Origin of the sequence: Paenibacillus sp. FSL H8-0315, assembly GCF_038005365.1 — a bacterium.
Classification (GTDB): Bacteria; Bacillota; Bacilli; order Paenibacillales; family Paenibacillaceae; genus Paenibacillus_AQ; species Paenibacillus_AQ odorifer.
In genome coordinates this window covers 5,432,337-5,452,528 of the sequence record NZ_JBBOTA010000001.1, presented here as the reverse complement: position 1 = coordinate 5,452,528, position 20,192 = coordinate 5,432,337, and the positions used below count along the sequence as shown (strand labels likewise).

Here is a 20,192-nt window from a genome sequence, read left to right as displayed (position 1 = left end):
ACCTTCTCCTTTTTTTATAGTCTGAGAATTAAAGAATGTGTAAAGAAGCATTGAAGATATGAACAAGACCGCTTTATTACTACTTACTATTACTTTGCTTTTTATAGGACTGGTCGGCTGTGGAAATACGGGAAACGAAGTAAAACAAGCAGGCCAGATTGAGTTGGATGCAAATAATATAGTTTCTATTAACTTAATTGAAAAAAAACAGCCCATGGCCACTATTTCGGATCCATCCTCGTTTGAACGTTTCGTTCAAGCCATAACTACTGCTGAATATGATAGAGGACAACTAGATATTGCTCCCAGCGATTACAGCACCACTGTGAACATGAAGGATGGCATAAGTTATGAGTTCTCTTTTGGGATCGGCGGAAGTAACAGTGGGTTACTCATTAAATCCGGACAAATGGGCCACTATCGTCTGTCAGATACCAGCAAAAAAGATCTATTGGACTTGTTTCAATCAACTTTTAAAGATAAGATTTCATCAGAAGACACTGCTAACCCACAGCCCCCAAGCGTTCAAGTTACTGTTGGCGGTGAGCGGTTCGAGGCTATTCAAGGCTCTTATTGCTGGAACGACAATGGCAAAGGCGTATGTGTGGATATGGCTTCTTACGATGAATTGGTTTCCAAACAAAAGGTACATCCTAAAGCCATCAGCGGTGATCGGGTAGAACTCGAGTTCTCATATGCACCCAAAGAGATAGAGGTTATGGCTTCATTTCCTCGTGAGGAACGACCGGACGAAGCCCTTTCCGTGGACAAAAATAGTTTTCAACTCGCAGCAGGTAGCGGCAAACATCTGTATATCATCCATGCAAGATGGCCTCAGGGAAGCGCCAGTTATGTATTTGAAGTAGAATGCTCGGTCAGTAAAAAGTAATCGGTTTGTTTTTGCTTAACAAGTGGCGGGATGGTCGGATGATGGGATGGGATGATAGGATGATTGGATGATTGGATGGTAGGATGGTAGGATTATGCCCATCCTCTCTACGATCAGGAAAAAAGTTTAATAATATCGACGTGAAAGGAGCTGAGCTTATGCAATTTCTTGTTATACTCGCGGTTCTCGTTCCTGCGGTGTGGTATTACGCGGCTCTTGGTAAACGGATATCTGCAGAAGAAAAGAAGGCTGGAAGAGATCTCACGAATGAGATCAATCCTTTTACGGGTGGAAAATAACATTTAGCCCCCTGCTAGCAATGCAGGAACATATTAAAGCCCACTGGCTTAGGCTAGTGGGCTTTTTCGTATGAGTGTGTCTTTTGGCGCGGCAGTCTACGTTATTTGTGCCTCTCTTTTCGCCACTTCTGTGCTTTCCGCAGCATTCTAAGGCATTTTTGCCTCTCTTCGCACCATTGCCGCGCTTTCCGCAACTTTCTGAGGCACTTATGCCTCTCTTTTCGCTACTTCTGCGCTTTTCGCGGCATTCTGAGGCATTTTTGCCTCTCTTCGCGCCACTCCTACGCTTTCCGCAGCATTCTAAGGCATTTTTGCCTCTCTTTTGGCTAGTTGTGCGTTTTGCGCGGCATTCTACGGTAATTATACCTCTCTTTTGGCTACTTTGGTGTTTTGCGCGGCATTCTACGGTATTTATACCTTTCTTTTGGCTACTTTGTTGTTTTACACGGCATTCTACGGTATTTATACCTTTCTTTTGGCTACTTTGGTGTTTTGCGCGGCATTCTACGGTATTTATACTTCTCTTTTCCCCACTTTTGCGTTTTGCTCGACATTCTGAGGCATTTATGCCTCTCTTCTCGCCACTTCTGCGCTTTCCGCAGCATTCTGAGGCACTTCTGCCTCTTTTTTTTCGCTACTTCTGCGCTTCCTGCAACGTTCTGAGGCACGTATGCCTCTCTTCGCGCCACTTCTGCGCTTTCCGCAGCATTCTGAGGCATTTTTGCCTCTCTTCGCACCATTGCCGCGCTTTCCGCAGCATTCTGAGGCATTTTTGCCTCTCTTTGCACGATTGCCGCGCTTATTCGAGAGACCTGAAGCTAATCTAGCTTTTTAGTATCCGATGCCAACTCTATTATCTTTGCGAAACTCTAGTTTCTTCATTCCACTTTGTCTGCCATTGCTCCAGCTTTGCTTTTCGCACAGCTTCCAAACGTTTGGTCTTTTCTTCATCAACCCCGATAATAAAATGCAAATGTGCCGCAATGACCATAAACGCAAAAAGTGACCAGACGACTCCAAAACCAAACACCCAGCTCGGTCCATTCGCAAGCGAAAGCTTCGGCAGTGCATACAAAAGCATGGCCAACGCCAGCAACAGATAGACACCGTGTTTGAACTTGTTTCTTTTTCTCATTAATAACAGCTCCTTCGTAGACAGGATATTCGATTGAATCTATATCTCTACTCTATGAACATGAGGCCCGTAATATGAGACAAGTCCATTAAAAAATATATACCTTTTCAAAATTATGTATAAAAGGTTAGCATTTATATAGCAAGAGATGCTTATATATGAGATGATGATTTCATTTAGGGAGGCGTTTTTGAATTGAATGCAGCTTATAATCATACCGAATACATAATTCGCAAAAAAGTATTTTCGATCATGGGTGCGAAACTTCATATTTTTGATAGCTCTGAGCAGCTTGTGCTCTATTCGCAAATGAAAGCGTTCAAGCTTAAAGAAGACATTGCACTTTATACGGATGAGTCCATGCAGAAGGAGCTGCTGCGCATAAAAGCCCGCAACGTGGTCGATTTTAGTGCTACTTATGATGTACACGATACAGAGTCCGGTGAGCATATTGGTTCTTTTCGACGTAAGGGTCTCAAATCTATTTTGAAGGATGAATGGATTATTCTTGACCGTCATGATCAGGAAATCGGAAAAATCAAGGAAGACAGCACCGCGATGGCTCTACTGCGCCGCTTCATCGCTATTATTCCGCAGAAATATAATATCGAGATGGATGATACTACGATCCCTGCATTCAAGCAAAATTTCAATCCATTTGTCACCAAAATTATGGCTGACTTCTCGGAGGATCGAAAAGGCAAGCTTGATCGCCGCTTAGGTTTGGCAGCTGGTATTCTTCTCTGCGCAGTCGAAGGTAAACAAGATTAGGTTGAGGTTGAGATTGGGTCGAGCTTGAACTTAGGCTAGCCCTATAGTCACAGCCACAAGAAAGAGGGTGTTTCCAGAGCCACCGGCTTCGGGAACACCCTCTTTTGATTTTCATTGCTAAAATTTATTCGCCGTACAATTGAGACAAACTCTCGGTGATAATTTTATTTACATCCTCGATTACAACGCTCAGACGGCGTTCCGCATCGAACAGACGACGAATGCCAAGATTCAAGTTAAGCACCTCGAACAGCTTCTCCATCTTTTCCATTTCTTCCTGTGGAGGCATTTCTCCGCTCATCATCCGTTGTTGCAGCTCCATCTGACCTTGGCGGAAATTGTCCAGCATCGCTTTCGCTTCAGGATCTGTTTCTACGACCTTCATAGCATTTCTGATATCCGATACCTCGCTGCTCTCTTTAATGGCTTTCGCCAATTCATGTGCTTTGTCGTGAATGCTCATTATGATTCCTCCTAAAAGTTTTGTTAGCGTACACTCCTCAGATCGTCTTCTTACAAAACTCACTTCGAAAGCTTACGCTTAGGTTTTGTTAGCTGCTGCTTCCTGAATCTACTCTGCTCTAAAAACTCACTCCGAAAACATACGCTTAAGTTTTGTTAGCAGCTGCTTCCTGAATCCACGTCGCTTCAGTTTCCAATATTCGCTCATTCCATACTTGTTTCGCTTCTTGGGCCGAGCTTATGAAATGACTGGGCAAGGTTTTTAGCGGTTAGGTCAATCACCAAGGGTCATCTGTCTCCATATGATGAATGATATGTAACCCTTAGCTACCAAATTGCCGGCATCATGCTGCCTACCGGAAGGAGATCCACGATGTCCCAATTCAAGATCCCGGTCCATACGGTCAACTCGGGCATCCTGCAGGAAAACGCTATAATGCTTGGCGAAAAATCCATGAAAAGACTCAAAATCCCGTCTCACGGAACACTCCAGCTGGCATTCGGCTCTTTCCGGCAGGAGGTTACCATTATCTCGGCTCCCAAATCCGACATCCTGCGTGTAAGCGAAGGACTGGCGCAGCGGACCGGATGGAAACACCGACAAACCCTCAACGTTTCTTACAGCTCTGTAAGCCGCACCTTGCGGCTTGGACCGTTGATCGGCGTGCTCGTCAGTCGTGACCATCCAGATAATCTCGACAGGTTGTTTGGACCCATTACCATGTTCTGCCGGGAATTGACAAATGCCTGCCACACACAAGGCGCCTATGTATATTTCTTTACCCCGGAAGCGCTGGAAACACGCAGTTCTTCCATTCAGGGCTGGGTATACAACGAGGGTTGGAGAAAAATGAGTCTGCCCATTGCCGATGTAATCAACAATCGGTTAACGACGCGAAAGGTGGAGAATAAACCTAGCGTACAGCATTTTTTGGCGGATGTAAAATCACGATATGGAACGCATTTCTTCAACGAAAAATTTCTTGACAAGACAGAGGTATTTGAAGCTTTAGCGCAAGACCCTTCCCTGCAGCGGTATTTACCTGAGTCGCATGCGTTGAACGGCTTTGCCGTAATGAAGAAGATGTGCAGCCATTACCCAAGTGTATTTTTGAAACCTGTACGAGGCAGTCTCGGCAAAGGCATACTTCGTATCTCTAAAGAAGAAGGCGGAGGTTACCGTCTGTTGTCTACTACCTCCATAGGTACACGCAAGCAAAGCTACACCACTCTCGCTAAATTGTACCAGTCCATCGCTCCCAAAATGAAGACTACTCGATACCAGATTCAGCAGGGATTGCCTTTGATGGAGCTAGGAAGGCGGCCTGTAGATTTCCGGGCACTTGTTCAGAAGAATGGCAGCGGAAAATGGGGGGTTACCTCCATTGTCGCCCGCACCGCCGGAAGCAATCACTTCGTGTCTAATTTAGCTAGAGGTGGCAGTCTCAGCACTGTAAAAGAAGCGGTTAGCAAGAGCAGTCTTCCTCCGGGCGCAAAAGAAAACGTTCAGCTTCAGCTGCCCAGAGCAGCACTTGCCATTGCAAGAGGGGTCGAAACCTTTATCCCCGCTCATTTCGGAGAGCTCGGAATCGATCTGGCACTGGATCAATCAGGACGAATATGGCTCTTAGAGGTTAACTCCAAGCCCTCCAAGAACGATAATACACCGTTAAACGATCAAAAAATAAGACCGTCCGTCAAGCAAATGATTTTATATTGCCGCTACTTGGCCGGTTTATAAGGAGGACACGATGACTGAAACAGAAGTGGGGTTCCTCGGCATTATGACAGGCCGCCGCAACGGGAATCCACCGATCGCCGAGCCAGAGTTTTGCAGTCATTTATGCCGGGCAGCTCCTCTATACAGCCTAAAAGTCCTCGTATTTCATCCAGACGGAGTAGCGGCAGACGGGTCCTCCATTACCGGCTATACCTGGAAAGATGGAAGCTGGCAGAATACCACTTCTTCACCGCCAGATATTGTCTATAATCGCTGCTTTTACGAAGGTCCTAAAGAAAGAAAAGAAGCTTCCGCTGCTCTCTCTACTCTTCATCGTTCCTTGCCTTGGTCTCGAGGTTTGCCAGATAAATGGGGTGTACATGAGATATTGAAGCGCGACCGGAGAGCAGCGGCAATACTGCCGGAAACTGTACTCTATACCGGTACCCGCAGGTTAAGTACAATGCTTGCTGAAAGAGAATATGGAGTCTTTCTAAAGCCCAAGGCCGGCACCCATGGCAAACGTACATTACATGCCATACTGCAAAACAGAGGTATGAGAGTTCGAGGGCGTGACGGTACAAATACACCCTTTCAATATGTTTTCGACTCACAGGCTGAAGGACTGAACTGGATTCATGAATTTATCGGCTCACGCCGCTATATTATACAGCCTTTCCTGCACCTAACGAATAGTAAGGGGCAACCGTTCGATGTGCGTGTATTGATGCAAAAGAATGGCCGTGGCCGCTGGACTCTTACCGGCATGGCCGTACGGCTGGGTAACCAAGGTTCGCTGACTTCGAACCTGCATGGCGGCGGAACAGCTGTTTCACCCCTGCCTTTTTTGCTTGCTGAATATGGTCAGGGTGGAAAAGACATCATGCGTGAGCTTGCTGCAGAAGCTGCATACTTGCCTCCCCTACTGGAGGCTGCATGCGGCAGGCTTGGAGAACTCGGCCTTGATTTCGGTATTGATTCGAGCGGTCGGATTCATTTACTAGAAGCAAATTCCAAGCCAGGGCGCACGGTATTCCGGCTGACGGGCGACCGCCGGGCTGCTAAGCTCGCCGCCGAGAATCCACTGTCTTATGCGCGCCATCTACTGCTCACACAACGACGGATACCATCCCTATCTACGGACAGCTCCGTTACAAACGGGAGAATGATAACAATGGTTCCTAAGGAGGATTCATAAATGAGTCTCACTTTTTGCAATGTGCATTTCACTAAGCAGCCCCAAAGAGTTGTATATGTATCAGGTGCACTGATGAAAAGCTTGAAGTTAACGGGGAAAAAAAATATACGCTTAAGGCTCGGTAAAGATGCCACCCCGACCATGATCAAGCCCATCAAGCGCGCCGGAAATCACCTATATCTCGCCTCAGGCGTAAAAAGCGCTATCAAGGTTCCGAAATCGGGCGGTGTCTATTTACGCAATCTACAGAATGACGAGGTGCAGCTAGGACCTTTAGTTGGCATATTGTCCGATGGTCCTGCTTCTTCGTCTCAGCCCTTCGGTTCTCGCACAGGGTTCATCAAGCAATTGCTGCGGGAAGGCAGCAACAAATGTTATATATTTGCCTTTATGCCGCGTGACATCAACTGGCAACAGGAACAGGTCTATGGATATTTTTTGACCTCAAGCGGTAAGTTTGAACGAAAAATGGTCCCTCTGCCTGATGTTGTCTATAATCGATTGCCCAGTCGGAGAGCTGAGACCTCACCCTATATCAACCAACTTCGCGAACGATTTATGCGGAAAAGAATTCCATACTTTAACTGGAGCTTTTTCAATAAATCCGATATCTATAAGCTTTTAGAAAATGATGGGGCGGCAAATCGTTATGTACCTGAAACCCACAGCAATCCGTCCACGGAAAAAATGAGAGAAATGCTGGATCACCATCATTTTGTATACTATAAACCTTCTGCGGGAAGTCTGGGTCACGGCATTTATCGGCTTACCTATCTCCCGAAAAAGGGGTATTTTGCCCGCTACCGCCGCGGTGGAAAAAACGTTCTTTTACGCTTTACCACCTTTGAAGCCCTTATGCGTATGCTTCGTTCGCGTCACGGTCAAAATCTGCAAAATTATATAGTTCAGCAGGGAATACGTCTCATTGAAATAGATGGCTGCCCGATTGATTTCCGGTTCCATATGCATAAAAACGGCAGTAATCAGTGGATTGTAGTCGGCATAGGCGCTAAAAAAGCCGGCCGTGGCAGTGTCACCACTCACCTTAAAAATGGAGGAGCATTGCTTACACCTCAGCAAGCACTCGGACGTGTATTCGGCGCAAGAGCTGACGAAGTACTGCAGCGTGCAAAGACTACAGCCATCAAGCTGGCAGAATCACTAGAAGTCCAGCATCGTCATTTGCTCGGTGAAATTGGCTTTGATCTCGGAATTGATCAGGATGAAGACATCTGGATGTTCGAGGCCAACGCCAAACCAGGTCGTTCCATCTTCCGTCACCCTTCCCTGCGCGCTGAGGGCAAAGCTTCCATCGAGCACATTCTGGAGCATTGTCTATACCTCAGCAAATTCCGCAGGAGGGATGAGATGTGAGCACCCATAATCCGGAAGATACAAAACCTGTTATTGCCATACTGACAACCAGCGATAAAGTACGGCAATTTAATGGCAACCGCAGCAACTTCCGGGACATTATTCGCACAGGCAAAGAAATGGGATTTCTTGTCTACGTCGTCACTGTCCGTGACCTCAAGCTTGAGGAACGGATGGTGAACGGATATGTCCCATCGTCCAGCGGTAAAATCTGGTACAGCATTCCTGTACCTCTTCCACAAATCATTTATAACCGAATTCCCACCCGTGAGGATGAGGAAAAACCTGCTGTGGTACGTAAAATAGCTCAATGCCTGGAACATCCAGGCATTAAGCTATATAATCCATATTTTTTCAATAAATGGAGTCTCTTCGAATGGTTGAGGGGTTCGCACTCCACCTCAAAGCATGTTCCAAAAACGAGACGATTACGCAGTGCAAACACCCTTACTGCCATGCTGAACCAGCATACCAGCCTCTACCTTAAACCAGAGAATGGCAAAGCAGGAAAAGGAATTATGCGCCTAAAATATCGTGCAGATACCGCTTTGCCTTACCGGCTCCAAATTCAAAGCGGCAAAAAAAATGTGACGTACAAAGCAGCTTCCATGGACCGGCTCTGGGCAAGAATCGGAAAAGAAAAAGGAATCTCTCGTTATATTGTGCAGCAGGCTATTGAACTGGCGACTCATCGGGGAAGACCGTTTGATCTGCGGGTGCTGCTGCAAAAAAACAGCAGAGGCGGCTGGGGAGTCACCGGAATAGGTGCACGCCTCGCCGGTGCCCGAAGTATAACGACACATGTACCACGCGGCGGTAGTATTGAAGAGCCTGCCAGCATGCTGGAAAGTACATTTGGAACCGAAAGAGCAGCCATGATCCTGAAGAGCGTGCCTACAACCGCCCTTCTTATCGCTAGACAAATTGAAAGAGCTTCTGATTCTATGCTCGGAGAGATGTCGATGGATCTGGGTGTAGATGAGAATGGGGGACTCTGGTTCTTTGAGGCCAACTCCCGGCCGATGAAATTTGATGAACCCGCGATCCGCAAGCTGTCCCTAGAGCGAATCTTTCACTACGGCCAGCATTTAGCGCGCCAGTTTAAATAGAAATCATTAAAAGGATGTGACACAGCATGCAGATATCCTCCATCTATGACACAAATGCCAAACAGTGGAAATCACGGCTGGCTGGACTGCTTGAGTTTATAAGAGCGCATGGGGAGAAGCGAATCACAAACCAAGCTTGCAAAGTACTGGCCCGATTAACACCGGATCAGTTGTCAGAGCCGGGTATCTCGCTGCTTGTCGCCACCGTACGCGGTCAGAATGGGCGCCAGCTCGCAGGAGTCAGCTTCGTATCCGGTTTCGGTGCAGAAGCCTGTCTTGTCGCTGTGCACCCCTTCTACCGGAATAGACATACCGGCACTGCCTTAATGGCTGCCCAGCTGAAACGCCTCGGGCATCTGCAATGCAGTGTTGCCTGCGACAATACTGCTAGCCTAAAGATGTGCTTCAATATCGGCCTTGCTGCCGACACACTTACCACTGGTCCTACCGGCAAGCCAACATTACTGCTCCGGTCACCTCATCATACCGGCAGCACTACTATTTCTCCACAAGAAGGTGAACTCCTGTGCCAGAGCCCGTCTTAGGCATTCTTACTTTATATATTAACGAAGCCAAGCAGCTTGAAGAAAAGGCCGTGTACCGGAGAATGATCGTCGAGGGCAAACGAATTGGCTTGGATGTCTTTGTGTTTACCCCCATGGATGTTCATCCCAGCAAAGAGCAGATCCATGCCCTTGTCTTTGATCCCAAGAGCGGAAAATGGTCACGCAAATGGCGTTCTTTTCCAAATATGATTTATGACCGTTGCCGTATTCAGCGCAGCTCACGCTTTCAGCAACTGCTTCGTTTCCGAGAACGCTACAATCATCTGTTATTTCTGAATCGTCCACTGCGCAACAAATGGACCATTCACCAAACATTTTCACAAAAAAGCCGTTTCCGGCAGCATATGCCAGAAACTTTACTCTATCAGTCCTCTGCCGACCTGCGCCGGATGCTGAAAACCAATTCAGTAGTCTATATCAAGCCTGCAAACGGCACAGGCGGACGTGGCATCCTCAGAATTGAGAGAATGAAGGATGGGCGAGGGGTATATGATATTCAAGGCCGTCGCCAGGATCGCCGAATCATTCCCACCCGTAAAGTCTCTTCTACTCGGCTGGATTCCATCGTACGGCAATGGTGCATCGGCGGGCGTTTCCTTATCCAACAGGGGATTCCATTACGTCTGCCGGGCGGACGTTTCCATGATTACCGGATGCTCGTTCAAAAGAACGGGCAAGGTGTCTGGGAACTCACAGGTATGGCAGCACGTGTCGGTGCAGCGCGGAGTGTAACCTCCAATCTTCATGGCGGTGGTCATGCCGTTCGAGCGGAAACGCTGCTGAAGGAATGGCTGGGCAGTCAGGATAAAACCGATAAGGTCATGAAGACTGCCGAGAGGTTGGGCCTTGATGCCGCAGCCTTCTTGGAAGAAAGTTACGGAGCCTTATGTGAGCTTGCATTGGACCTCGCCATTGATCGCGAAGGTAAAATTTACGTGCTGGAGGTTAATCCCAAGCCCGCCCGTGAAGTGTTCGCAAGATCAGGTGACGGAACCACATACCGCAAAGCCCTGATTCGCCCTCTAGAATACGCGCTGTGGCTCTACAATAACAAAGGAACCCCGAGCACAGCTAAAACGACTGAGGAATAAAAATTATCATAGTAGTCATCAAAAAAAGACGCCACTAGCTCGTATTAATACGGAGCCTAAGAGGCGTCTTTTTCGATTTATTTGGCCAATGATCCCTGCAGGGAACCTGCATCGAAGTCCGGCTGTGCTTCGATATCGGTGTCACCTGCAGCTTTGGCTTTTTCAAGCGCCGCATTATAGCGAGTATTCAAGTCCTGAAGCTCTTTATCTAAATCTCCACCACCAAAAATATATCTATTGAAGACATCAACCTTCTTTAGTCCTTCCAGACGTCCTTCACTGATGACCATCGGAGTCGCTGGATAAATCCCGTCTAACTTCGTAGGCAGAAAATCTTCAATCCCTGCAATGTCTGGTGCCTTGGCAACTGTAGCAACCGATGGAATAACCGAAACCCCATACCCTGCTTCCTGGTAAGCAATCTGCACATCATCACTGTACATCCATTCAATAAACTTCCAAGCTTCTTCCTTATGCTTAGAATCCTTGCTCATAGCCAAATAACTTCCTGCAATAACTTGGCTGACACCCTTCTGCTCCCCGTCAATGGTTGGAGGAATCGCAGCTGCCCAGCGAATTTCAGTTGGGAATTGGGTTTTGTAGACCGTCGGCTCAACGGAATGGTTGAAATACATGCCGATCTTGCCTTGAGCGAATTGCGCACGAAGCGGGTCGATATCAAGCGATTCCGATCCTGGCATCATACTTCCATCCACCTTAATCTGCCGTAGCGCCTCAGCAACCTCTTTATAGACGCTAAAATCAAATTGCCCCGTCTGGAAGTCGAAGCCCTCTGTACCCTTAGTCTTGCTAAGTGTTGTTATTGGATAAGCGATACGCTCAAATCCGCTGGTACTTTTGAAATTACCCGCGAAGCCGTAAGCGCCTATGTCTTTTCCTGCTGCCGTAATTTTCTTGGCATCCTCGACCATCTCTGCGAGTGTGGTAGGCGGCTCTGTAATGCCAGCCTTCTCGAACAAATCTACGTTATAAATGAGGCGCCAGAACTGACCGATATTGGGAAGGCTATATATTTTGCCGTCAACGGTATTTTTCTCGTTGATAAGTACGTTCTCGAACCGGCTCTTCATCTCTGGTGAAATGTAGCTATCAAAAGATTCCAGATACCCTCTTTTGACCCATGTTGGCACGTTATAAGTATCCACCCGGAGAATATCAGGCGCCTGCATGCTGGAGAAGGCAATATCCACCGACTGCGTATAGTTCTCTGCCATAACCTTCATTTCAATCTCGATATTGGGATTAAGACCTTCATACTCACTGATCTTTTGCTCAATAAAATCAGAATCATGACGATCAATGGTCCAGTAGACCAATTTTGTTTTTTCGGAGTTTGTATTGCTGCTGCTTACCTCCGTATTAGATTCGGATGATGAACAGGCGGCCAACGAGCCAGCCAGCATCAGCGAAACCCCAGCTAATATCCATTTATTTCTTTTCATCTAAAATGCCTCCCTTTTCTTTTGAAATCGCATTCATTTCTTAAGAAAATTATAATTCCACTGCCCTTTTATCAGTGAAGGAGAAAACAACTGTCAATGGGAGACGAAATCACTGTTTCCCTCCACTTTGGGCAAGGTATATTTTGCACGAAAGTCAGTCGGCGTCATTCCGGTATATTTTTTGAACTGCTCTGTAAAATAGGGTCGATCCTCATAGCCCAAAGAGATGGCAATATCCTGAACCTGTATGCCTTCCAGCACCAGCTCCTTGGCTTTGTCCATTCGTCTCCCGATAATATATTGGGCGAGTGTCATTCCCGTCTCCTTTTTAAAAAGATTGGAGAAGTAGCTAGGACTAAGATGCACCTCCCGTGCACAGTCCGCGACGGATAGATTTCGATGCAGATTTCCATTGATATGAGTGATGGCCCGATCCACAAGCATACGCGCGTCACTGCATTGGCGTTGTTGCAAATACGTACAGCCCAAACGGCAAAATTCCCGAATCTGGCGGCTAAGATCTTCAAAAGAGACTGCACTGCTCATGTCTGCAAGCTTATTTTCCAGAGTTTTAACTTCCGAATCCGTTGCTTTTTCCGAGAAAATCCGATGGATAGAATGAGCCAGTTCAAGACATAACGTCTTAACGATGGACGGATTAGGCGTTGCCGGTGCAGTAATCCAATCATGCCAAATATGATCCAGCTGCTCCTCTGCTTTGGGTAAATTCGCCGAACGCAGACAATAAAGCAATTCTTTCTCCTTGTCATATGAGTATCTGGGTAGCGCGGCATTCACGACTGCATCTTCAACATAGGTGTACACGCTGTTCCCACCGTTCAGAAAGGTGTTCGCAAGTGCAGACAGCGCCTGCGCATAGGAAGCAGAAAGCTGCCCTACCTCCTCCACCTCTCCACCCAGTCCAATGGATACCGTCTGGTACGTATACCGATGTACATTTTCCCGGCATTTCTCTGCAAGTTGCTCCATATTCGGCTCCGCCAGAGGGTTCATCACAATAACGAACTGATTCACATTTTCCCGGAACACAATACCCCGAGTGTATTCGGATATTGTATTTTCCAAAATATTCTGTACGGCAAAGCGGATTAATTCCACCTCGGAAACCGTAAGTTCTGATGTACGTTCCACAAAAAAATCCACTTCCGCTACCATCACGCAAAAATTATAGTTATTCATCTCGATATTGTAAAAATCCCACTGCTGGCTCAAGTGCTGCTGTCTAGTTCCATAACGGATGAGCAGACGCATATATTCCTGACGCAAATAAGGTAAGCTCTCGCGCAGCTTTTGTTCCATGCCCATCATCTGCTCAGCTTGACTGCGTTCCCGCTCCAACACTTCTTTGGCCTTCAACACAGATTCAAGCACTTGAACCTTGGTATACGGTTTTACAATCAGATCAAAGGCACCCAGCTTAACTGCTTCCTGGGCATAGGTGAAATCAGAATAGCCCGTCAAAAAAATCAGTTTGATGCCTGGCTGCTCGGCTTGGATGCTCCGCATCATCTCTAAACCATCCTTAAAAGGCATTCGGATATCCGTCAATACGATGTCAGGACGATGCTTGCGGATCTGCTCCAGACCTTCTTCCCCGTCTGCCGCGGTGGCCGCGATCACAATCCCATGTTCCTCCCAAGGAATCCGCTGCGACAATCCGCGGACCACTGCAGGAATATCATCAACAATACATATTTTAATTGAATGGGCGCTCAGGATTTATTCCCCCTTCCACAGGAATGGATAGAACAGCTTCGGTTTCAACACGCGGACTGCTTCGAAAGACCAATCCGGCTTCTTTGCCGTAGTACAGCTGCAGTCGGCTACATATATTAGACAGAGCATAACCTCCACTGCCGTTCGGCTCCTTCAGCCAGGCATTGAGTTTCTCCGCATTCATGCCGGTTCCGTTATCGGTAACCCGGATGAGCAGTGTGTTTTTGGCTACTTCTACAGAGATCCGGATCACTCCCCCTCCCCTTAATTCCTTAAGGCCGTGCAGGATTGAGTTCTCCACCAAGGGCTGAATAATAATTTTCAATACAGGAAGCTCCAGCAGTTCCACTCCGGCATCAATTGTATAGTCAAACAACCCTTCATAACATTGCTGCTGAAGGTTTAGATACTGGCGGACATGTTCCAGTTCCTTGCCTAAGGTCGTAATTTCCTGCCCGTTGTTCAGTCCCAGCTGAAACAGTGCAGACAGCGAAATGACCATCTGTTTCACATCTTCATATTCATCCATCTCACATTTCCAGAAAATCGTGTTTAATGTGTTATATAAAAAATGAGGCTCGATCTGCGCCTGAAGCGCCTTGATCTCCGCTTTTCTCTTTTCTTTTTCTGTATCCTTGACTTCAGCAATCAACTCACCAATCCGGTCCAACATCTGGTTAAATTTGCGTCCCGCCTCCCCAATCTCATCCTGGAAAGGACTCTGGAAGCGTGCACTGAGATCCTCTTGCTCAACACGAGACATCGTCCGTTGCAGTTTCAGCAGCGGTCCCAGTAGCAAAGCGGACAGATACCTTGCAAGGAAAAGCGCGATGACGATACATGCCGCCATGATCATCAACACCAGCCATTGAATACTCCGAACAGGTTGCAGCAGTTCCTTTTTGGACAGGTAGCTGACCAACACCCAGTCTTTTGCGTACCCTGAACTGGCATAGCTGAGCAGCATTGGCCCATCACCAGCAGAATATTCAAAATTACCCCGGTCTGCTTCCCTCAGTTTGTCCAAAAACACAGAGTCCCGAGACCATTCCGGACGTCTCCCGTCTCCGAAGACGCTTGTTCCCTCTTTATTGATCAGTAAAAAACGTGCGGAGCCAAGACTCCCGCCTCCACTTACAGTATCTTCAAGAATGTCCTCTTTTACATTAACGATCAAAAATAGATCAGGGACATAATTGTCTGTAAGCGGCTGCAAGACTAGGGAAATAACATGGTGTTTCCCGGCAAATAGCTCGTCCCGATGACTCTCCACCCAATTGGTTTCAGGTTTCTCCTTAATCCGTTGATACAGCGAAGATTCTAGAAATGGGGTCAAGGTTCTGCGCTGATTGCTGGTAGAGTAGAAATCCCCGTCCGGCGTACTGATCAAGATAGATTCAATGGAGTTTTCCGTCAACTCTACCTGCGTGAAGGGCGCTTGCAGCATAGAAAAATTGGCAAAAAAACGTTCCATATTATGAGCTTTAATATCCCGGATGGTCTGCTGATAAGCTTCGCTCAACATCATCGTGGAGGAAGCCACAATGATTTGCTTTAACTTCTGGTCCAGGACATTGATTGACTGATTCAGCACATTTTGATTTAACTCGACAGAGTTACGCTCCATCGCCCGAGAAGCGATGGAGTAAGCCAATAAACCAGTGACAGAAATACAGAATACCGTAAGTGCGGTAAAGGATAGCCATATTCTTTTCTTCAAAGAGGTACGATAAACCCAGGCCTTCAGCATGTATTCACATCCTTCTTGAATAGCTGTCCGAAGCCCGCCCCGAATTTAGCCCTTTACAGAGCCAGCTGTCATCTGCATGAACGATTTATTAGCGAAAATATAGACAACAATCATTGGCAACATGGACAGACATGCACCCGCGAGCATCAATTGAGGTTGCGCCGCATCGCCGATACCATATTTTAGCCCCGCCAATCCTACGGTGAGTGTCTGTAATTTTGGCTGTGTCATGGTAAAAACCAGCGGCAGAATATATTCGTTCCATGCTCCGCGGAAGGTCCAAAGCGCCGTGACTCCAAGGGCGGGTGTCAGAAGCGGTAAGATAACTCGAAAGTATACGCTATAGAAATTACAGCCGTCAATAAAAGCAGCCTCATCCAGATCCTTCGGAATCGCTCGTACAAAACCAATCAACATAAAAAATGCCGTGGCATGCGCACTAATCAGAATAATAATGACACCCCATAACGATTTCTGTAGATTAAGCGCTACCATAAGGTCAAATTGCGGCCGAAGCACCACAGCACCGATCGAGATGAACAGCGTGCAGGACTGAATTACAACATATATACGTTTCCCGTAAAAATCGACTCTCGCTACCGCATATGCGGCCATCGTTCCAATTAATAGAGTGCCTAAGGTGTTAAAGATACTGATAAACACACTGTTCCATGTAAAGCGGGCAAAGTTAGCCGAATTCCAAGCCTGCGCGTAGTTTCCAATCTGCCATGACTTAGGCAGCAAGGTGGTTCCTGTCGTCAACTCCAGATTGGTCTTAAGGGATCCGAAAAAAGCCAGAATAATCGGAAACAACGCAAAAGCCGCCACTATAAGTAGAAAAATCCACAGCAAGGTCCGGGACAGCACCGCTCGGGTCTTGAAGGACCGGACAGGCTGGACCGAAGTGTTCTTCGTCTCCGCATGTAATGTACTCACTGTTCATTCTCCTCTCTTTTAATAGATATCATTTAGCTTTTTAGATACATAAAAGTAGACTAAGGTAATCAGACCTACAATAACTGCTGTGGCAAAACCAACCGCACTACCGTAGCCAAATTGCTGAATGCTTGTACCTCCACTGGATACAGGGAAGAACAGCTTATACAGGTACAGGTACATAACTTCCGTCTTGCCATAAGGACCGCCTTCGGTAAGCACCATAATACTCTCGTAGCCTTTTAGGGAGGCGGTAATAGCGAGCATAATGATCATTTGCAATACAGGTCCGAGCATGGGAACGGTGATGTTCCACATTTTTCTGAAAGGTCCAGCTCCATCTATAGATGCCGCCTCATAGAGATCCTCAGGAATGTTCTGTAAACCAGCGATAAAGAGCAGCATATAGTTACCGATAGCCCCCCATATCGCAATCATAATAGCGGTTAGTAAGGCATATTTCGGCCCTAACCAATCTATCGGAGCGGAAATAATTCCAGAGCCGACCAATAGCTGGTTAACCATCCCGTTGTATGAATTAAAGATAACGTAGAATACGATGGCCATAACCGAAGCACTGATTACGGTCGGCATAAAGTAAATCGCTCTTAGCAGCTGCCGCCCTTTCAAAGCACGATTGAGGACAACCGCCAGTAAAAATGATAATGGCAAGGTGATGAGCAGCTTGCCTCCAGCGTAGATAAAGGTGTTGACCACTGACTTCCAGAATTCCTTATCCCTTAATAAGCGCTCGAAATTCTCCAGTCCGATAAACAGGGGTTCGCCGAAACCCTGGTAATCATAGAACATGTACTTCAGAGCCCAAAAGATCGGATATACTCCAAAAACCAGCGTCAGAATCAAACTGGGAGCAACGAAGGTCCAGGCGTTAATTTGACGTTTTGATAAATTCATTTATTGTTCCTCCTGTCCATTGGACTAAGCTTATGTCCTTAATGATAATTCTATCCGTTCGTAACGGTTAGGGAGAAAGCGACTGCGCTTGGGGGAGAATTTCACTTTTTCAGTTGCTTTGTCCCCTTTCCTTCATTTGTTTATCTATCCCGTCCTTCGTAAAGCCACGTTTATACTAATTAAGAGAAAGCTCACCCACGAACCATGACTACTTTACAAGGAGGTTAGAACTACCGATGATTTCAGCATATGGTGGCGGTACACGCCCCTTCGGATGTTATACCGAAGGAGAGCTTGAGGGCATACGCCTTAGAATCGAACAGCTTCCCAAGGTCCGGCAAGAGTACGAAAGACAACAACAGCTGTCTGAACAATTTGCCAGCCGAGAAGCTGCTGCGCCCCTCCATAAACTCGGGGTGTTCCGGGTAGAACCCTTTGTTTTTAAAACCCCTCCCAGAACGGCCTTCCTCAAGCTTTCTGTACAGATTCGGGGAAAGGGCACGGCGCGCATCGGGGGCTTGCGTCTGACTCATTCGCAGCTTGGCTTGCCGGTTGAACTAGCGAATGGCGGTCTAGAATCTGGGATGCTGGGGTGGAGTCAAGACCGAGAAAACGGAAGCACAGTATATCTAGAGAAATTGGCCAGCTGGCAGCAGGGTCTCCAGCCATCTGGTGTAACCCCATCTGGCGCTAGTCTGGCAGACGATTTGCAATGTATCTGCATCAGTAATGAGGAAGTGAAAGGATTGACAATCCTTCATTATGGAGAGACCATACCTGTATATGAAGGTGATCATTACAGCGTGCAGACGGCGCTCAGTCTGGAAGCTCCTCTAGGCGAAGGAATCTGCATCGGGGTCCATTTTCTAAATGCTGCGGGGCAGCCGTTAGGAACTGAGCTGCTCTCCCCGCTTTTTAATCGGCCGACACTTACCAATTGGGCCTACCTGCTGGAGGCTACGGGAGCGGACGCCAATATGTATATGATCACGAGTGAAAGTGAATTTGCGGTTCGAGCCAAGCAAAAGCTCCAGTACATGCTTGCCGATATGCGGGTAGGCATGGATATTTTCCGTAGAGACGGCTGGCATGACGATGATACTTACGGCGCGGTGCATATCGGGAGGGGGCTCGCTGCTGCTTCGGTAATCTACGATCAGATTGCTGGCAGCAGTGTATTCCTCACTGGAGAAGAAACCGAACTTCTCGCTCATTTCCGCTATATCGCAGACATGATGATGGATACCCACTACTACCGGTTTGATCTGGAGACCTTCCCAGATGAAAAGGGAGGAAAACGCAGTAATTGGAATGCCGACCGGGCAACCGGACTGGGTGTATATGCCCTCCTCTTTCCCAATGAAAAACAAAGTGAGGCATATCTTGATCATGCCCTCTCTGTCATCAACTGGCAGCTGGCAGAAGTGGTTGATTCAGACGGCGCATGGCCAGAAAATATTCGCTACCATGGCGCAGTATTGCATCGCTATTTTCTCTTCTTCGTCCTATTAAAGCGTTTGAAGGGCATTGATTATTTCAAGCATGAGAAGGTAAAGGGCATGTACCGTTTCCTAATCGGAACAGTGACTGCACCAGATATTATTCAAGGCGGCTCTTCTGGCTCCCCCATCCTGCTTACACCAGCCGTCGGCGATGCCAATGTGCAGGAAAAATGGTTTCGCCTGCTTGGATATGCGGCCCCATTCTATATGGACGAAGACCCCCAGCTTGCCGGGGAAATGCTCTGGATGTGGAAGCACGGCGGAGAACCGATTGAGGATAGTGGCGCATTTCCTCTGCCTCTGGTCGCGCTGTTATATCCACAGCCCGATTTAGCAGAACAAAGGCCTGCACTCGACTCCGTACATTATCCCGATATCGGTTATGTCATCTTCCGCAACGGAGAACAGAACCTTCAGCATTATGCAATCTACGAGGCGTCTCCGCTGACTTATCACGCTCATCATGATGAAGGGCACTTCTCCATCTGGGCAGATGGTGTTCCAGTAACCCTTGATTCTGGAACGGGAGGTTATTATAACGGGGATCGGCATTGGTATGTGTCCAGCGCAGCTCATAATGTTGTTCAATTTACCGATTCATTCGGAAATTTTGCCAATGGGCCACTGCAAAGCACATGCAAGGAAGTACGCTTTTCAGAAGAGTTAGATCATGCCAGCAGTCTTATTCCAGAGGCTAACGCCAGGGAATATGAGCGGAATTTCTTGTTCATTAAAGCAGGCTTTAACGTCTACTTGATATGGGATCGAATTGAGGGAGCATCGAACAGCGTCTGGAATCTGCATACACTCAGTACTGATGCAAGTATAATGGAGCAATCCATTGATGCAGCTTGCCTGAACGGCAAGCACCTAAGCGCTTATATCGCCGAACCAGAACTTCCAGTGATTACAATGGGAGAAGGCGCTGTAGCCGGGAATTATCCGCTGGCAGAGCAGCAACATTTTCGTGTTTATGGTGGTAAAAGCGATTACGTCATTCTGCTTCATCCCCGGACAGAAGATGCTTCTTCACTACAGCTTGAACAGCTTGACTTTGAAGAGGCTATCGAAGGAGTACGCTTGTACAGAATATCCCGTACGGATGGGAAATGGTTTATCGCCGCCATCAACGGCACCAAGGAGGAACACCTTGTTACTGTTCCGGGTCTCGGACCGCTTAGGCTGCTCGGAGAACCTGAGTCAACATCCGGGCAACCTGAAGCAACCCAATTAAGAATTGAGGCAGGCAGAATTCACATCGCCATGCCCCGATAA

Annotated in this window: 18 protein-coding genes; 10 read left to right on the top strand and 8 right to left on the bottom strand. The window is 47.3% G+C overall.

All coding sequences use genetic code 11. The features are described from left to right. Positions 1–58 precede the first annotated feature (58 nt). Both MHB56_RS23565 and MHB56_RS23560 read left to right on the top strand, forming a co-directional pair. The gene (locus MHB56_RS23565) at positions 59–889 is read left to right on the top strand and encodes a hypothetical protein (RefSeq protein ID WP_341144070.1); all 831 of its coding nucleotides are present in this window, start codon (positions 59–61) and stop codon (positions 887–889) included. Positions 890–1,047: 158 nt separating this feature from the next. Continuing rightward, positions 1,048–1,188, top strand: a complete 141-nt coding sequence (locus MHB56_RS23560) for a hypothetical protein (RefSeq protein WP_175617313.1) — start codon at positions 1,048–1,050, stop codon at positions 1,186–1,188. A gap of 479 nt (positions 1,189–1,667) precedes the next feature. Here MHB56_RS23560 and MHB56_RS23555 read toward each other — a convergent pair whose 3' ends face one another. Both MHB56_RS23555 and MHB56_RS23550 read right to left on the bottom strand, forming a co-directional pair. Continuing rightward, positions 1,668–1,958, bottom strand: coding sequence for a hypothetical protein (locus tag MHB56_RS23555; RefSeq protein WP_341144069.1), 291 nt, complete (start codon positions 1,956–1,958; stop codon positions 1,668–1,670). Between the two features lie 83 nt (positions 1,959–2,041). Continuing rightward, the gene (locus MHB56_RS23550) at positions 2,042–2,323 is read right to left on the bottom strand and encodes a hypothetical protein (RefSeq protein ID WP_036683968.1); all 282 of its coding nucleotides are present in this window, start codon (positions 2,321–2,323) and stop codon (positions 2,042–2,044) included. 195 nt (positions 2,324–2,518) lie between these two features. Between MHB56_RS23550 and MHB56_RS23545 the strand changes: the two genes are divergently transcribed. After that, positions 2,519–3,094 (top strand): hypothetical protein, encoded by a 576-nt coding sequence (locus tag MHB56_RS23545; RefSeq protein ID WP_076184272.1) that lies wholly within the window; start codon positions 2,519–2,521, stop codon positions 3,092–3,094. A gap of 124 nt (positions 3,095–3,218) precedes the next feature. Here the strand turns inward: MHB56_RS23545 and MHB56_RS23540 are convergent, their stop codons facing one another. Further along, positions 3,219–3,557: a YlbF family regulator gene (locus tag MHB56_RS23540; protein WP_036683973.1), complete on the bottom strand. Its 339-nt coding sequence runs from the start codon at positions 3,555–3,557 to the stop codon at positions 3,219–3,221. Positions 3,558–3,929: 372 nt separating this feature from the next. On the opposite strand from MHB56_RS23540, the gene MHB56_RS23535 reads away from it, so the two are divergent. From MHB56_RS23535 to MHB56_RS23510, 6 genes are read left to right on the top strand one after another with little or no spacing between them, the layout of a single operon-like run. Next, positions 3,930–5,297 (top strand): YheC/YheD family endospore coat-associated protein, encoded by a 1,368-nt coding sequence (locus tag MHB56_RS23535; protein ID WP_076124889.1) that lies wholly within the window; start codon positions 3,930–3,932, stop codon positions 5,295–5,297. Between the two features lie 10 nt (positions 5,298–5,307). Beyond that, the gene (locus MHB56_RS23530) at positions 5,308–6,474 is read left to right on the top strand and encodes a YheC/YheD family endospore coat-associated protein (RefSeq protein WP_341144068.1); all 1,167 of its coding nucleotides are present in this window, start codon (positions 5,308–5,310) and stop codon (positions 6,472–6,474) included. After that, positions 6,475–7,848: a YheC/YheD family endospore coat-associated protein gene (locus MHB56_RS23525; RefSeq protein ID WP_036683976.1), complete on the top strand. Its 1,374-nt coding sequence runs from the start codon at positions 6,475–6,477 to the stop codon at positions 7,846–7,848. It begins immediately after the preceding gene. Further along, positions 7,845–8,957, top strand: a complete 1,113-nt coding sequence (locus MHB56_RS23520; protein WP_036683979.1) for a YheC/YheD family endospore coat-associated protein — start codon at positions 7,845–7,847, stop codon at positions 8,955–8,957. The genes MHB56_RS23525 and MHB56_RS23520 overlap by 4 nt, the downstream gene beginning before the upstream one ends. A 26-nt stretch (positions 8,958–8,983) precedes the next feature. Next, the gene (locus MHB56_RS23515) at positions 8,984–9,502 is read left to right on the top strand and encodes a GNAT family N-acetyltransferase (protein ID WP_076124882.1); all 519 of its coding nucleotides are present in this window, start codon (positions 8,984–8,986) and stop codon (positions 9,500–9,502) included. Continuing rightward, positions 9,484–10,614, top strand: a complete 1,131-nt coding sequence (locus MHB56_RS23510; protein WP_076184268.1) for a YheC/YheD family endospore coat-associated protein — start codon at positions 9,484–9,486, stop codon at positions 10,612–10,614. The genes MHB56_RS23515 and MHB56_RS23510 overlap by 19 nt, the downstream gene beginning before the upstream one ends. A 77-nt stretch (positions 10,615–10,691) precedes the next feature. Here MHB56_RS23510 and MHB56_RS23505 read toward each other — a convergent pair whose 3' ends face one another. The 5 genes from MHB56_RS23505 to MHB56_RS23485 all read right to left on the bottom strand — a co-directional run bounded on the left by MHB56_RS23505 (position 10,692) and on the right by MHB56_RS23485 (position 17,415). Next, positions 10,692–12,077: an ABC transporter substrate-binding protein gene (locus tag MHB56_RS23505; protein ID WP_038569657.1), complete on the bottom strand. Its 1,386-nt coding sequence runs from the start codon at positions 12,075–12,077 to the stop codon at positions 10,692–10,694. Between the two features lie 93 nt (positions 12,078–12,170). Beyond that, entirely contained in the window at positions 12,171–13,787 is a 1,617-nt protein-coding gene (locus tag MHB56_RS23500) for a response regulator (protein WP_256720944.1), read from the bottom strand. Between the two features lie 7 nt (positions 13,788–13,794). Further along, positions 13,795–15,564, bottom strand: coding sequence for a cache domain-containing sensor histidine kinase (locus tag MHB56_RS23495; RefSeq protein ID WP_248547628.1), 1,770 nt, complete (start codon positions 15,562–15,564; stop codon positions 13,795–13,797). Positions 15,565–15,609: 45 nt separating this feature from the next. Further along, complete coding sequence (locus MHB56_RS23490) at positions 15,610–16,428, bottom strand: carbohydrate ABC transporter permease (protein ID WP_445667762.1); 819 nt, start codon at positions 16,426–16,428, stop codon at positions 15,610–15,612. A gap of 90 nt (positions 16,429–16,518) precedes the next feature. Then, positions 16,519–17,415, bottom strand: coding sequence for a carbohydrate ABC transporter permease (locus MHB56_RS23485; RefSeq protein WP_036683990.1), 897 nt, complete (start codon positions 17,413–17,415; stop codon positions 16,519–16,521). Between the two features lie 236 nt (positions 17,416–17,651). Here MHB56_RS23485 and MHB56_RS23480 point away from each other — a divergent pair, with 236 nt between their 5' ends. After that, positions 17,652–20,192: a heparinase II/III domain-containing protein gene (locus MHB56_RS23480; RefSeq protein ID WP_341144067.1), complete on the top strand. Its 2,541-nt coding sequence runs from the start codon at positions 17,652–17,654 to the stop codon at positions 20,190–20,192.